Genomic DNA, 13,669 nt, shown 5'->3' with positions numbered 1-13,669 from the left:
GAGGCTTATTCTTTTATCAACGGTTTGGCAAAGGTAACGTTAAATAATAAATCTGGTTATATCAACCGAACAGGAAAAATTGTGTGGTTATCTGCAATCTAGTTTTAGTGCGATCGCAGATCTACTCACCCAATTAACAGTAACTAATTATACTAAAAAGCATTCGCTATTTGTACAAATACGATCGCGCCTCTGAGATAGTAGATTAGAGTTAATGCGATCGCATATTTCATCACTCAGTCTCCGTGTCCTCTTTTCTCACCCAAATAACCGTATTCAGCCAAAGTCCATAGCAGTCTACAATAGTAGCCTAATCGAGGATTAGCTAAAACTTGTGATTTTATGACTTCTGCTACGACCGTAAAAACTGAGTACGAAGCGATTATTGGTTTAGAAACCCATTGTCAGCTGAGTACTAAAACTAAAATTTTCTCTACTAGCTCTACAGAGTTTGGGGCTGAACCCAATACTAACATCGATCCGGTGTGTATGGGTTTGCCTGGGGTGTTGCCCGTGCTGAACGAAAAGGTTTTAGAATATGCCGTGAAGGCGGGTTTAGCCCTGAATTGTCAAATTGCCAAATATAGCAAGTTTGATCGCAAGCAGTATTTTTATCCCGATCTTCCTAAAAATTACCAAATTTCGCAGTACGATTTGCCTATTGCTGAACACGGCTGGCTAGAAATTGAGTTAGTCGATAAAGATGGCAATCCTATTCGCAAGAAGATTGGGATTACCCGCCTGCACATGGAGGAAGATGCAGGCAAGTTGGTACACGCAGGAAGCGATCGCCTGTCGGGTTCTGCCTATTCTTTGGTAGACTACAACCGAGCTGGTGTGCCGTTGGTGGAAATTGTTTCGGAACCAGATTTGCGTTCTGGGCAAGAAGCTGCTGAATATGTCCAAGAATTACGCCGCATCATGCGTTATCTCGGTGTCAGTGATGGGAATATGCAAGAAGGTTCCCTGCGCTGTGATGTCAATATTTCCGTGCGCCCTGTTGGACAAAAGGAGTTTGGCACGAAGGTAGAAATTAAAAATATGAACTCTTTCAACGCCATCCAAAAGGCGATTGAATACGAAATAGAGCGTCAAATTGCAGCCGTAGAAGCTGGTGAACGCATTTTTCAAGAGACTCGTCTGTGGGAAGAAGGTTCACAACGCACAATTAGTATGCGCAGCAAGGAAGGTTCTAGCGATTACCGCTACTTCCCGGAACCAGATTTAGCACCGATTGAGGTGTCAGATGCACAGCTAGAAGAGTGGCGAAATCAATTACCAGAACTGCCAGCCTCCAAACGCTATCGCTATGAAAGCGAACTAGGGCTTTCTGCCTATGATGCGCGAGTGTTGACAGAGGAACGAGCTACTGCCGAATATTTTGAAGCGACAATTGCCAAGGGTGCCAACCCCAAAGCTGCTGCTAACTGGATTACTCAAGATATTGCTGCTTACCTTAACAAAAATAAACTCAACATCACCGAGCTTGGCTTGACTCCTGCTAATCTGGCTGATGTGATTGTGCGAATTGAAAAAGGTAAAATTACTAATGCCAAAGCTAAACAGAAATTAGCAGATTTATTGGCAGGAGCTTCTCCTGACGAATTATTTAAAGGCGAAGAACCAATTTCCGATCCGAGCGTACTTGAACCTATTGTTGATGAAGTTATAGCCGCAAATCCCAAAGAAGTAGAAAAGTTCCGTAGTGGCAAAACCAATGTCAAAGGCTTCTTTGTCGGACAGGTTCTGAAAAAAACAGGTGGGCGTGCCGATCCAAAGTTAACTAATGAACTCGTAGATAAAAAGCTGAATAGTTAGTGCTGCTATTGTGCAGGGGAACTTCAGAAAAACATATCTACACCAAAAGTGAAAAGCTAGAGGAAAGAACGCAGAAGAGACTCTTCTGTGTTCTGATTACTATTTTGTAACTTTTTAATAAATAAAGGGTCTTGCCCATCACTCTTAAATGAGTATAATTTGGTAATCGACTGCATCTTGATAATTGAGAGTAATATTCAAAACCTCTTTTTTCCTGTAATTAATTGCTACTGGTATTATTCATTAGGTATATTTTAGAAATTAAAGCTACAATCAAAAGTGTGATTTCCCCTCTTCGTGATTTTACGGATATTCTTTAATAATACTTTTAGAAAAAATCAAGCAAGGGGTATTGCCCCACATCCCCAAAATGATATAATGTGCTACGTAGATGCACCCTGATGATCTGGAGAGCTGCCCAAGTGGCTCTCTTTTTTCTTTTTAGTAATAGATTCATAACATAACGTAGATCGGTACAAATTAAAGTTAAATAGCTAAGGTCGTCATTAGTCATTAGTGATTGGTTAGTAGTTATTACATACAACCAAAAAAACGAAAGTATAGACTTTTAATTCAGCGATTTTAGAGTAAGCACTAATACTTGATATAATCGCCTGTCAGCCGAGCAATAGCTGTGGGGTTAGAGTAATGGCAGATTGGCAGGAAATTACTGGTGGTGTAACAGCACCTAGAGGTTATCGGGCAACTGGAATTAAGGCGGGATTGAAGCCTTCTGGGCTGCCGGATTTAGCGTTGATATTATCGGATGTAGAAGCGATCGCTGCCGGAGTATTCACCACCAGTCACGTGAGAGCAGCGTGCGTAGATTATTGTCGCCAACGCTTGCAAGCTAAACATGGTGCCCGTGCCATTCTTTGCAATGCCGGACAAGCAAACGCCGCAACAGGCAGCCAAGGCTGGTTAGATGCCTTAGAATCAGCTATGGCAGTAGCCCAAGCACTGAACATTCCTAGTGAATCTGTGCTACTCGCTTCGACAGGGGTAATCGGGCAGCGAATGCCAATGGATAAGCTCAAAGCAGCAATTCCTCAACTAGTAGCAGCACTCTCAGAAACTGGTTCCGATGCCGCCGCAAGCGCAATTATCACTACAGATTTAGTCACAAAATCTATTGCCCTAGAGACAACAATAGGCGATCGCCCGGTAAGGATGGGAGGTATCGCCAAGGGTTCGGGGATGATTCATCCGAACATGGCAACGATGTTAGCATTTGTCACCTGTGATGCTGCGGTTTCACCCCACCTTTGGCAAGAAATGTTAAGTCGAGCCGCCGATAGAAGTTTCAACTCGATTACCGTTGATGGCGATACAAGTACCAACGATAGCTTAATTGCCCTGGCTAACGGTCAATCTCGCACTCCTGCAATTATAGAAATGGGACACGAAGCCGAAAAATTAGAAGCGATGTTGACAGCAGTTTGTCAGCATTTAGCCAAAGCGATCGCCCGTGATGGCGAAGGCGCAACCTGCTTGATTGAAGTGCAAGTTACAGGCGCTCACGATGAACAAGCAGCGCGTCAAGTTGCTAAAACCATAGCAGGTTCTTCTTTAGTGAAATCTGCAATCTTTGGACGCGATCCTAACTGGGGACGTATCGCTGCTGCCGCTGGACGTGCTAGTGTACCATTTGAGCAAGAAAACCTGAGAATTCAACTAGGCGATTTTGTAATGATGGAGAATGGGCAACCTTTGCCTTTTGATCGCAAAGCAGCAAATGAATATTTGAAAAACATCGCAGCGGAGTCTTCTTTGCCAAAAGATGCGATCGCCACGAATATGAGCAATGATTTATCAGTGGATCGCAGTACAGTTAGAACTCAACGCGTAGACAATCCAGTCATTATCTCCGTTAGTATTGGTAATGGTCATGGTACAGGTACAGCTTGGGGTTGTGACTTGAGTTATGACTACGTGAAGATTAACGCTGAGTACACTACTTGATTGGCATTGCTGATTTCATGTGTGAAATAATTTTGCGTAATGCCACAACCCTTGTAGAGACGCGATATATCGCGTCTCTAAATTAACGATCACCTGCCCACTCCAAAATTCTTAACACTAGATTTGACATTTGATCGGGTGTTTGGTTGGCTAAAACTTGCTTAATGAGCCAAGTGCGATCGCTCTTTTCGGTTATTGCTTCATTTTCAGCCAGTCAAAAACTTGAGCCACTGTTAACGTCAATTCCTTCATCCAATTTAATTGTTTCCTAGTAACCCAACTTACGGTAAAAGCGATTGCCTGGTGTTGATTTTCTATCTCTTGCGATCGCTTTTTTGTTTATATTTTCTAGGCATTACTTTTAATTATTGGACTTTTGGGTACGGTTTCCATTGCCATTGGCATTAATCGTTTGTTGAATCTGGGAATTGATGAGGATAAAACCCCACCAGAACCCGAACAGTTCCAAAATTCATGGCTAGCTAGCCTATTCTCACCCCAACCTTACGGGGCTGCGGCTGTAACTAGAGATGCTTTTGGGAATTTTACATAATCTTTGCTGAAGCTTGCAAGCACAAACTTTGGTTCTCTGTCGTTTGTTCTTTTTTATATTCAAAAATTATTCTCCCGTTTATACTGTGGTATTTATGGTGATTTTCTATTTATAGCTAATTTAAACTGATACTTTTTTAATAAATTTAATTTATTATTTTCAAAACAAAGAATATTTGTTCTTATCTGACTAAAATCATAATATTAATAACAAGCTACCTAGCGAAGAAAGAATTTGAATTAAATAAATGGCGATCGCCATAAATAACACAAAAATTGAACTAGATCCCGAACTGCCCTCACTTCTAGAAGCAGAGAAGGATTTCAATCAACAAACTTAAACTATTGCGAGCAATAATTATGAGTTGGCTAACTGGTACATTAATTATTGGAATTTCTGCTGCCTTTGCAACTACTTTTGATGACAATATATACTTGACAGCTTTCTTTGGAAAAGTCAATCATGTCTTTCGCCCTAAACATATTATAGTTGGCGAATTTGTTGGATTTACCGCACTAGTATTTGCTAGCTTGCCTGGTTTTTTCGGTGGTTTAATTCTTCCAGAATCTTGGATTGGTTTGTTAGGAATACTTCCAATTTCTATTGGTATCATTAATCTTATGAGTCGAAATGATGATGGAGACACCATCCAAGATGTGTCTATTGGCTTTAGTCATTCCGTCAAATCTAGACGTCGTAAAAAATCATTATGGGCGACTCTGCGCGATCCCCATACTTACCGTGTTTCAGCAGTAACTATTGCTAACGGAGGAAACAATATTGGCATCTATGTACCTTTGTTTGCTAGTAGCAATCTTCCAAGTTTGGGCGTAATTTTATGTGTTTGTTACTTGACTGTTGGGCTGTGGTGTTTCCTCTCTTATAATTTGACTCGTAATCCTCTCATGGCACCGCTTTTGGCTCGCTATGGTCGAAAAGTCTTCCCTGTAGTGTTGATCTGGCTTGGTTTCTCCATCATGATGAAAAGCGGCACATTTCAACTGTTTCCCATTGTGGCAACACTTTTCAATTAGAGATTAAACGATCGCGCCTTAATTAAAAGCATATTACCTTCATCTAATTAGGAAAACTGCTGGTGTATTTCTACTAGTGATTAGTCATTCTAAATTATGGCTATCTCCATCCATAAATTAATGAATAAATCAGGGAAAATGCCAAGTTATAAATAAATTTCAGGGTTGGTCTCAAATGAATTATACAAAAGTAAAATTCCGCTTACTTTTCAAGTGATAGTACAAAATTTATTGCAAGTGTAGATAAATTAGGTATTGAGTATCTGCTCGGATGTAATGACGATGAAAATTTTCCAAATAGCTTTAATAATCTTCATGTTTTTGCTCAACTTAGTAAGTATTTCTCCCGCTTGGGTGGATGAAGGATCGCAATTAAGTAAAAATCATAAATATTTTGTAGGTGAAAGAGTTGTTTGGCTTTATAAAGCTCGTGCCGACTCAGATCATATCCAGAGAATTCCCGCTGAAGTAATCAAACTAGGTTCTAAACAAGTACAAGTCAGGGTACATACGCAAGATAATAAGTTCGTCAATCGTTGGGTAGATGCAAACAAGCTGGAAAATAACAAGAATAGCTAATAGTAAGCGATTATATTTAGTATTTCCAAACATAATTCAACAATTAAAAATAAAAAGCTAAAAAAATAGCTGCTCAGAGCAAAAGTAAATCATCACTTTTATCTATTGTTAGGAAAAATAATAATGTTTGCTTTGAGAGTTTGATGAGTTTTATCTTGAAGTCAAGGTGAATTAAACGCAAACAATAAAAATTAATAACTCTAAGAGGAAGAGACTAATGAACAAACTAACTTCAAAAAAATTAGCTTCTTGGATTTTAAGTACTGTATTTCTAGCATTTGTCGCGGTATTTTCTCTGTTAGATCAGCCTTACGCCCTAGCTCAATCAGAAACTCTACCCACGTCTACTGAATCTGCACCTCCAACCGTAGTATCTCCTGTTCTAGCCACAGCCTCAACAATGTGGGCTGTAGATTCTGTCGCAGCGAATGTTAGACGCCTCTTAACAACTAATGAATGTGTTGGATGCAATTTATATGAAGCACAACTAGAAGGGGCAAATCTGCAATCAGCTAATTTAGAGGGTGCAAACCTACAAAAAGCAGAACTAGAAAAGGCTAATTTACAAGGAACCAACCTACAAGCAGCAGATTTGCGGGAGGTAGATTTGAGTAAAGCAAATCTTGCTGGAGCAAATCTTGCTGGAGCTAACTTGTATGATGCAGATTTAGAAGCAGCTAATCTACAAGGAACAAATCTCTCTGGAGCTAACTTACAAAAGGCAGATTTACAAAAAACAAACCTTGCAGCTGCCAATATACAGGGAGCAAACTTACTAGGAGCTGATTTGGAAGATGCGCTCATACCTCCAGGAATGATGGCTCAGTATCAGTAAGTGTCAGTAATCTGAAATCAACGTTAACTTTATAAATGCTTAAGCCAGGGGGTAATCCCTGGCTTAAGTATTGATAATTCAATACCACTCTGGTGTCTTGTGTGCAACACTCAATCTCAAGTGATATAGTTGCATTTCCTAAAACATTCGCTGCCACAATAGAACCACTTAAGCCATCACAGATAATAGCGATCGCGCAGGGAGAAACAGTCTGATTCAAATTTATTAACTACTTTAACTCTATCAATTTAACGTATTTTATACTAAACTTATTAATAAATTCTAAAAACACGATAATAATTTTCCTGATAATATGAAAAAAATTAAATTTACTAATGGTGCTGGTAAAATAACTGCATTATTATTTCTAATCACAATTTTGCTGACACCATTTGTGGTTGTAAATGCAGGAGAACGCGGCGTATTAATGCAGTTTGGCAGAGTGCAAAAAACAATATTGGATGAGGGTATCCATGCTATAATTCCCATTTTTAATACAGTTAAAATAATCAGTGTGAGAGTTCAAAAACAAGAAATATCTGCTGAAGCTTCTTCTAAAGATTTGCAAGATGTATTTACATATGTAGCATTAAATTGGCATATTATACCTGAAGAGACTAATGTCATTTTTCAAGAGATTGGCGATGAAAAAGACGTAGTTGAAAAAATTATTAATCCCGCAGTAGAAGAAGTTTTAAAAGCAGTGATGGCAAAGTATACAGCCGAAGAAATTGTCACGAAACGAGGAGAAGTAAAATCTGGAGTAGATAACACATTAACAGCAAGATTACATGGATATCATATTGCAGTTGATGATATCTCATTAGTTCATGTCAATTTTTCAGATAAATTTACTGAAGCAGTAGAGGCAAAACAGATTGCTGAACAAGATGCCAAACGAGCAGATTTTCTCGCACTAAAGGCAGTTAAAGAGGCAGAAGCTAAAGTAAATTTGGCTAAGGGAGAAGCAGAAGTTAATAGATTACTACGTGATAGTTTAACTAATGAAATTTTAGAAAGACAGGCACTAGAAAAATGGGATGGTAAGTTACCTTTAATTATGACTAAAGATACTCCTAAAATTTTAAATTTCAATGAAATTTTAAAAATAAAATAATTAGATTAAATTAAAAAACCTAATTTTGAAGATTGGATTTTCATTAACTACCAAAGAAGAAATTAGGAGTATCAAGGATTTTAAACTGGATTAAAGCCAGAATTAAAAAAGTATACGCAGTTGAAGAAAGTAAACCTGTCAGTAATTCTTTTTTTAAGTTGCGTTCTTGGGATTGTTTTTGCAACACATCAATTGCACCTGCTTGCATCAAGAGAATACCAATAATATTAGATAGCCAATAACCAACTATGACACCAGGCATCATTAATTTATGAGAAAAAAGACTACAAATATAGCCGAAAAAATAAGCAATTGGTAAATTGAATATTAAATCGTTCCACCAGCACAATGGTGATAATAGATATCCAATCACTAAGAAAAATCCACCTCTGAGCTTCTGCAGCAAGGTTTTGGGTAAACTCTCTGAAGTTTGTGATGACAACTCTTGTTCGCTCTTTTTGCTACTAATCATAATTATACAGTAATTCTATCCACTTACCGTACTTTAAAATAAAAAGTCCAAAAAGTCCAGATCCAAATGAAAGTTGAAACTTAATAGCACAGTGTTTATAGCTATTTTCAACTACCAGCAGTAATAATCAGTAAATCAGTCAGTGACGTTGCATAAGTAAAATCAAGATTTTGTATCACTTCACAGAAATATGGACTTTTACTGTATTCTAACCGTAAAATACGGTAAGTCAATCAGGTTTTAGTATTTTATGATAATTTTCCAGCAGTCGGGCAAAAGTTGTAGTTGCGCAAAACTGTCTGCACAACAGCGTTACAACCAATCTTTTAGTTTCAGCTAAACAAAGCCGCACTTACAAAACCCCGGTAAAGGATAGGAGTATGGACTTTTTATTGTTGCCTCTGTTGAGCTTTCTAGTTGGTATTGTTGTTGGTTTGACGGGAATTGGTGGTGCTTCCCTAATCACCCCAATGTTGATTTTTGTTTTTCAAGTACCACCTGCCGTAGCAATCAGTTCTGATGTCGTTGCTGCAACACTCATGAAAGTCGTTGGTAGTATTAAACATTGGCAGCAACAAACCCTTGATGTGCAGGTGGTGAAATGGCTAGCTTTGGGAAGTGTTCCTGGTTCTCTATTCGGGATAGGTATACTGCACCTGATTAAACACAAGGCAGAACATAACCTGAACAACATCATGCTGCACCTGTTAGGTATGACGATTCTGTTAGTTACAGTTTTGGCGTTGGTGCAAATGCTGCTGTTGACTTTCTTCCCAAAGCTTCAATTACCTGAACTACCAAAATTTGACTTAACAACCCAATTAGGATGCTTGCAGACAATAAGTATAGGAGCATTCTTCGGTTGTATTGTCGGTTTAACCAGCGTCGCTTCCGGTTCAATGTTTGCCTTGGTGCTGATTGCATTTTTCCGCTTGGATGCAAGAAAGTTAGTTGGTACAGATATTTCCCAAGCTGCAATTCTTTTACTGTTCACCGCTTTTGGACATCTTACCTTGGGAACTGTTGACTGGGGTTTAGTCTTACCGATATGGCTTGGCTCAGTACCAGGAATATTACTAGGAGCTAAAATTTGTCAAGTTGCACCACAGAAACCATTGCGGTTTATGATTTACTCTATATTAATGATGGTGAGTTTAAAGCTAGTTTATTAGATAAATTTACATGGGGTATGGCTATTCATTAGAAAGCATGACAATACTAAATAACAGTTGATATGTTTCACTGTCTATCAATTTATTATCTCCAAGGTAAGAGGGCAAACGTACCTCTTTCATACATGATGTACAAACCCAAGGCAATTAATACAAAAGGTACAAAACTTTTACCATAGCGAGTTAAAATAAGAGCTACTTTTGATTGACTAGCTAGTAAATAAGTAAGAGTATACCAAATACTTTTCATGATGAGAAATATTATAATAATTACTAACAATTCTGTTAATCTATAACCAGCAAATAAAGGAATGTAAATACCAACATTATCACCACCATTAGCAAAGATAATTGCAGCTACTTTATAAGTTTGAGGGCTAAAAATACTCAAAATAATATTTATAATTGGGTGTTTATTAGTAGATGTATTGAAATTAGTAGTTACAGTCTGAACTTCCGAACCTTCTACTTCTTGACTCACTAATTGCTTAATTCCAATTACTATTGGCAGTATTCCCAATAATCCTATCCATGCCTTTGGTATTATTAAGCCACCCAAAAAACCTGGTAAACTAACAATAATAATCGCAAGAAAACCAAGATACTGACCGATAAATATGTGGCAACGTCGAAATTGATGATTTAGCTGTGAAAAAAATAGTAGTAATATAATAAAGTCGTCAATATTGGTGGCGGTAAAAGCAATAATTGCCTCAGTAATAAGTGTGGTAATGTTACTCATGCGGAATTGTCAAAAATAACTATTTAACAATAAAATATTAAGCAAACAAATCAGGACATATTGAGATGAGTGAGTTATTTACTACACTCTTGGTCGGAATTTCAGCCTTCATTGCCACTAATATTGATGATATCGTTATTTTATTGCTACTGTTTTCTCAGTTAAATTCTAACTTCAGGTGTAGACACATCGTTGCTGGTCAGTATTTAGGCTTTACAGTGTTAATTATTGCTAGCCTAACTGGGTTATTTGGTGGATTAGTCATACCATCCAACTGGATGGGATTACTGGGATTAATACCAATGACGATGGGTATCAGCAGTTTGATTAATAGAAAAGAAGATGAAACTCAAGAGGCAGCGCGTTGCGGTGAGGTTGTAGTTCCTACAGCCGAATATCAAGATGCAAATACTACAAGTTTTTTCAATGCACAGACTTACAGTGTTGCAGCTATCACCATCGCTAATGGCAGCGATAATATCAGCGTTTATGTACCATTATTTGCTAGCGGTGATTTAAGTAATTTTATGATTATTGTTGGCGTATTTTTGATATTAATAGCAGTTTGGTGTTATCTAGCTTATAAATTTACTTCTCAAGCAAAAATTGCCGATATTTTAAGTCGATATTCTAGCTATATTTTACCTTTTGTTTTAATAATGCTAGGTGTAATTATTATTTTAAAAACCGAATCTTTAAGCCTAATCAAGCTAGCAGCAAGTTCTGTGTGTTTAGCGATTTTAGTTAAAAATAACTGAAAAACCAGATCCCCGACTTTTCTAAAAAGTCGGGGATCTATGCTTTTTAATTTTCATAATCCTATCTACTAATCAAGCTACTTGCACATTATCTTGCATAAGGAGAGCTTCAAAAGCTATCATTACTCTTGTCTGAAAACGTTGGCGGTGTTTCAATTTCCAAACAGGCTGGATGATTTCTAATTTTTTGCAAGATTGTTTTTGGGGAACGGTAATTTTCACAGCGTGTAATGTTCCTAGTAGTAATTCTTTTTTCACCATCAACTCTGGAATAGCAGCTGCACCAACACCACTTTCTACAACTGCCTTCACCATTTCGCTAGTATTTAAGTTAATTACAACATTCAGATTGCTGGGTTCAATTCCCCAACTTTGTAAGGCTTGATCAAATATTTGCTGTGCGCCGGAACCAGACTCACGCATCACCCAGCTTGTGTTGAGTAATTCATCTAAATAAATCTCGCTACGTTGATACCAAGGGTGAGATTTGCCAACAACAATTTGCAGGCGATCGCTTCCGACTTCTTCCTTTTCTAAACATTGCTGTAATGATGCTTTCATCTCCCCTGTCACCAAACCCAAATCATACATACCTACAGCAGTTCCTTCACAAATTTCCTCAGCATTTCCCAGCTTACAGTTGATAAAAATGCCAGGATATAACTGCTTGAACTGGCTAATTTTTTCGGGTAGCCAATAGTTACCAACCGTGAGACTTGCACCTAACTTTAACTCTCCCCGTTGCAGATTGTTTAATTCCTTTAAGCAACGTTCTGTTAACTCTACATGATCGAGAATTTTTTGCGCCTCACCCTGCAATAATTTCCCTGCATCCGTGATTTCAATATGCCTACCAATGCGATGAAATAACCTAACACCATATTCTGTCTCTAAGCTTTGGATCGCAGCACTGACTGCTGGCTGAGTGATATAAAGTGCTTCAGCGGCACGAGTAAAGTGCAACACTTCTGCCACGGCTAAAAAAATTCGCAACTGCTCCAGCGTCATTTTGGCTCTGTACAGGCTTGAGGATAGTAACTATGAAAACCTTGGAAGTATTATACGGCAAATCAGGCGGAAAACTGTAGATTAATTTACATATTCTTGATGACATGGTTGCAGTTATATCTGCGTTTCAATAAATTACGTCTATGGATTTGACAAAAAAGAATGTTTGCTTTTATTGATGGGGAGCCATAGAGTGAAACTATGCCTCTGGTACAAGCTTCTTAGGTAAAGTAAAGCACCAGTTACATTAATTAGTTTATTTGCTGATGACAACAGAATTTAACTACCAACAATTAACGATCGCTTCTGTGTTACTACACAATCCCTAAGCAATTCTATATTCACAACTCGAACCTCCATGTCAAGAAACACCCAGCTAGATACTGATACAGACGGTTGACACTACCATTGAGGAGACAAGATACACACATGAGTGGATTACTGACTGCTATTCCTACAGGACTCACTGCTTTCATTGCTACTAACCTCGATGATATTGTTGTCCTATCATTATTTTTTTCGCAAATCAATGCTTGTTTTCGCCGTCGTCATATATTTATCGGTCAATATCTAGGTTTTAGTGTCCTAGTCATTGCAAGTTTACCCAGTTTCTTTGGCAGGTTTATCTTACCAGAATCCTGGATTGGGTTACTCGGTATTGCTCCTATCATTATTGGGATCGCTCGCTTTCTACATCCACAAACAAACGAGCAAGAAGATTTAAATACTCCCGAATCTTCTCAAGCTTGGTGGTACAACTTCCTTTCACCTCAAACTTATGGTGTCGCAGCAGTTACCATTGCCAATGGTGGAGACAACATCAGTATCTATATGCCAATGTTTGCTACTCATACATGGGATAGCTTACTTGTGATTTTGGCTGTTTTCTTCATGATGGTGGGTGTATGGTGTTATGTAGCCTATTGCTTAACTCAGGTAAGTGCGATCGCATCTGCAATTTCTCGCTACGGTAATCCTCTGGTTCCCTTTATCTTAATGGGATTGGGTGTTTCCATTTTGATAGAAAGTCACACTTTAGAAACTCCTGCCTTAGTTTTCATCACTGTTGTATCTATTGCTTCCTATCTCTTAATTGTAGGCAAGAATGCATGGCAAGAAGTTTATGGATTTTCTTTGGGATTACCTGAAGCTGAAGTATTGTCTAGGCTGAAGCAAAAATAAATTTTTCTAGTATACGCATTGCATCAACAGACAGATGAGAAATTGTACATCACATACCCTAAAAAAGGTAGTTAGCATCTGTAAAAAAATAAATTTTCAGGAGAAAAATATGAAACTATTCAAGAACCATCTCATCAAAATTACTCTTGTTTGCTTATTACTACTAGCAAACTTGATGTTGGCTCAACCATCTTGGGCAGGTAAAAAAATCAGTGATGATCCAGACTATGTAGAAGTCACTAAATTATTAGAATCTGCTTTGCAAGATAAACAAACTCAAGGTTCTACACCAGAGCTTGAACAGGCGATCGCTAATTTAAAATTCCAAAAGTATATCTTAGAAAATAGTGAAGAATCTGTTGGTATTTGCCGCAATGAAACAAATAAAACACTGTTAGTCTATGGTCAAAAACCTAAAAAATCTAGCTCAACCTACT

General features: G+C 38.0%; 13 protein-coding genes and 1 pseudogene. 11 read left to right on the top strand and 3 right to left on the bottom strand.

The features are described from left to right. Positions 1-342: 342 nt before the first annotated feature. The 7 genes from gatB (at position 343) to UYC_RS0122050 (ending at position 7,898) form a co-directional block, all read left to right on the top strand. A complete protein-coding gene (gene gatB / locus UYC_RS0122080) occupies positions 343-1,818 on the top strand; it encodes an Asp-tRNA(Asn)/Glu-tRNA(Gln) amidotransferase subunit GatB (protein WP_016875126.1) in 1,476 nt (491 codons plus the stop codon). A 648-nt stretch (positions 1,819-2,466) separates the two neighbouring features. Continuing rightward, positions 2,467-3,780: a bifunctional ornithine acetyltransferase/N-acetylglutamate synthase gene (gene argJ / locus UYC_RS0122075; RefSeq protein ID WP_016875127.1), complete on the top strand. Its 1,314-nt coding sequence runs from the start codon at positions 2,467-2,469 to the stop codon at positions 3,778-3,780. Between the two features lie 376 nt (positions 3,781-4,156). Next, a complete protein-coding gene (locus tag UYC_RS39045) occupies positions 4,157-4,333 on the top strand; it encodes a hypothetical protein (RefSeq protein WP_016875128.1) in 177 nt (58 codons plus the stop codon). 359 nt (positions 4,334-4,692) lie between these two features. Further along, a complete protein-coding gene (locus UYC_RS0122065; RefSeq protein WP_016875129.1) occupies positions 4,693-5,367 on the top strand; it encodes a cadmium resistance transporter in 675 nt (224 codons plus the stop codon). Between the two features lie 276 nt (positions 5,368-5,643). Next, the gene (locus tag UYC_RS0122060) at positions 5,644-5,946 is read left to right on the top strand and encodes a hypothetical protein (protein ID WP_235181627.1); all 303 of its coding nucleotides are present in this window, start codon (positions 5,644-5,646) and stop codon (positions 5,944-5,946) included. A gap of 217 nt (positions 5,947-6,163) precedes the next feature. After that, entirely contained in the window at positions 6,164-6,781 is a 618-nt protein-coding gene (locus UYC_RS0122055; protein ID WP_016875131.1) for a pentapeptide repeat-containing protein, read from the top strand. A 313-nt stretch (positions 6,782-7,094) separates the two neighbouring features. Beyond that, positions 7,095-7,898: a prohibitin family protein gene (locus UYC_RS0122050; RefSeq protein WP_016875132.1), complete on the top strand. Its 804-nt coding sequence runs from the start codon at positions 7,095-7,097 to the stop codon at positions 7,896-7,898. Positions 7,899-7,941: 43 nt separating this feature from the next. Here the strand turns inward: UYC_RS0122050 and UYC_RS0122045 are convergent, their stop codons facing one another. Beyond that, entirely contained in the window at positions 7,942-8,370 is a 429-nt protein-coding gene (locus UYC_RS0122045) for a DUF7980 family protein (protein ID WP_016875133.1), read from the bottom strand. A gap of 380 nt (positions 8,371-8,750) precedes the next feature. Here UYC_RS0122045 and UYC_RS0122040 point away from each other — a divergent pair, with 380 nt between their 5' ends. Beyond that, entirely contained in the window at positions 8,751-9,542 is a 792-nt protein-coding gene (locus tag UYC_RS0122040) for a sulfite exporter TauE/SafE family protein (protein ID WP_016875134.1), read from the top strand. Between the two features lie 85 nt (positions 9,543-9,627). On the opposite strand, the gene UYC_RS0122035 is transcribed toward UYC_RS0122040, so the two are convergent. After that, positions 9,628-10,284: a cadmium resistance transporter gene (locus UYC_RS0122035; RefSeq protein WP_016875135.1), complete on the bottom strand. Its 657-nt coding sequence runs from the start codon at positions 10,282-10,284 to the stop codon at positions 9,628-9,630. Positions 10,285-10,349: 65 nt separating this feature from the next. Between UYC_RS0122035 and UYC_RS0122030 the strand changes: the two genes are divergently transcribed. After that, a complete protein-coding gene (locus UYC_RS0122030) occupies positions 10,350-11,042 on the top strand; it encodes a cadmium resistance transporter (protein WP_016875136.1) in 693 nt (230 codons plus the stop codon). Between the two features lie 72 nt (positions 11,043-11,114). Here UYC_RS0122030 and UYC_RS0122025 read toward each other — a convergent pair whose 3' ends face one another. After that, positions 11,115-12,050, bottom strand: a complete 936-nt coding sequence (locus UYC_RS0122025) for a LysR family transcriptional regulator (protein WP_016875137.1) — start codon at positions 12,048-12,050, stop codon at positions 11,115-11,117. A 429-nt stretch (positions 12,051-12,479) separates the two neighbouring features. On the opposite strand from UYC_RS0122025, the gene UYC_RS0122020 reads away from it, so the two are divergent. After that, complete coding sequence (locus UYC_RS0122020; RefSeq protein ID WP_016875138.1) at positions 12,480-13,232, top strand: cadmium resistance transporter; 753 nt, start codon at positions 12,480-12,482, stop codon at positions 13,230-13,232. Between the two features lie 109 nt (positions 13,233-13,341). Further along, a pseudogene (locus UYC_RS0122015) lies at positions 13,342-13,669 on the top strand (hypothetical protein); the annotation flags it as partial.

Origin of the sequence: Chlorogloeopsis fritschii PCC 6912 (assembly GCF_000317285.1) — a bacterium.
Lineage (GTDB): Bacteria > Cyanobacteriota > Cyanobacteriia > Cyanobacteriales > Nostocaceae > Chlorogloeopsis > Chlorogloeopsis fritschii.
This window is presented reverse-complemented; position numbering and strand designations above follow the sequence as displayed.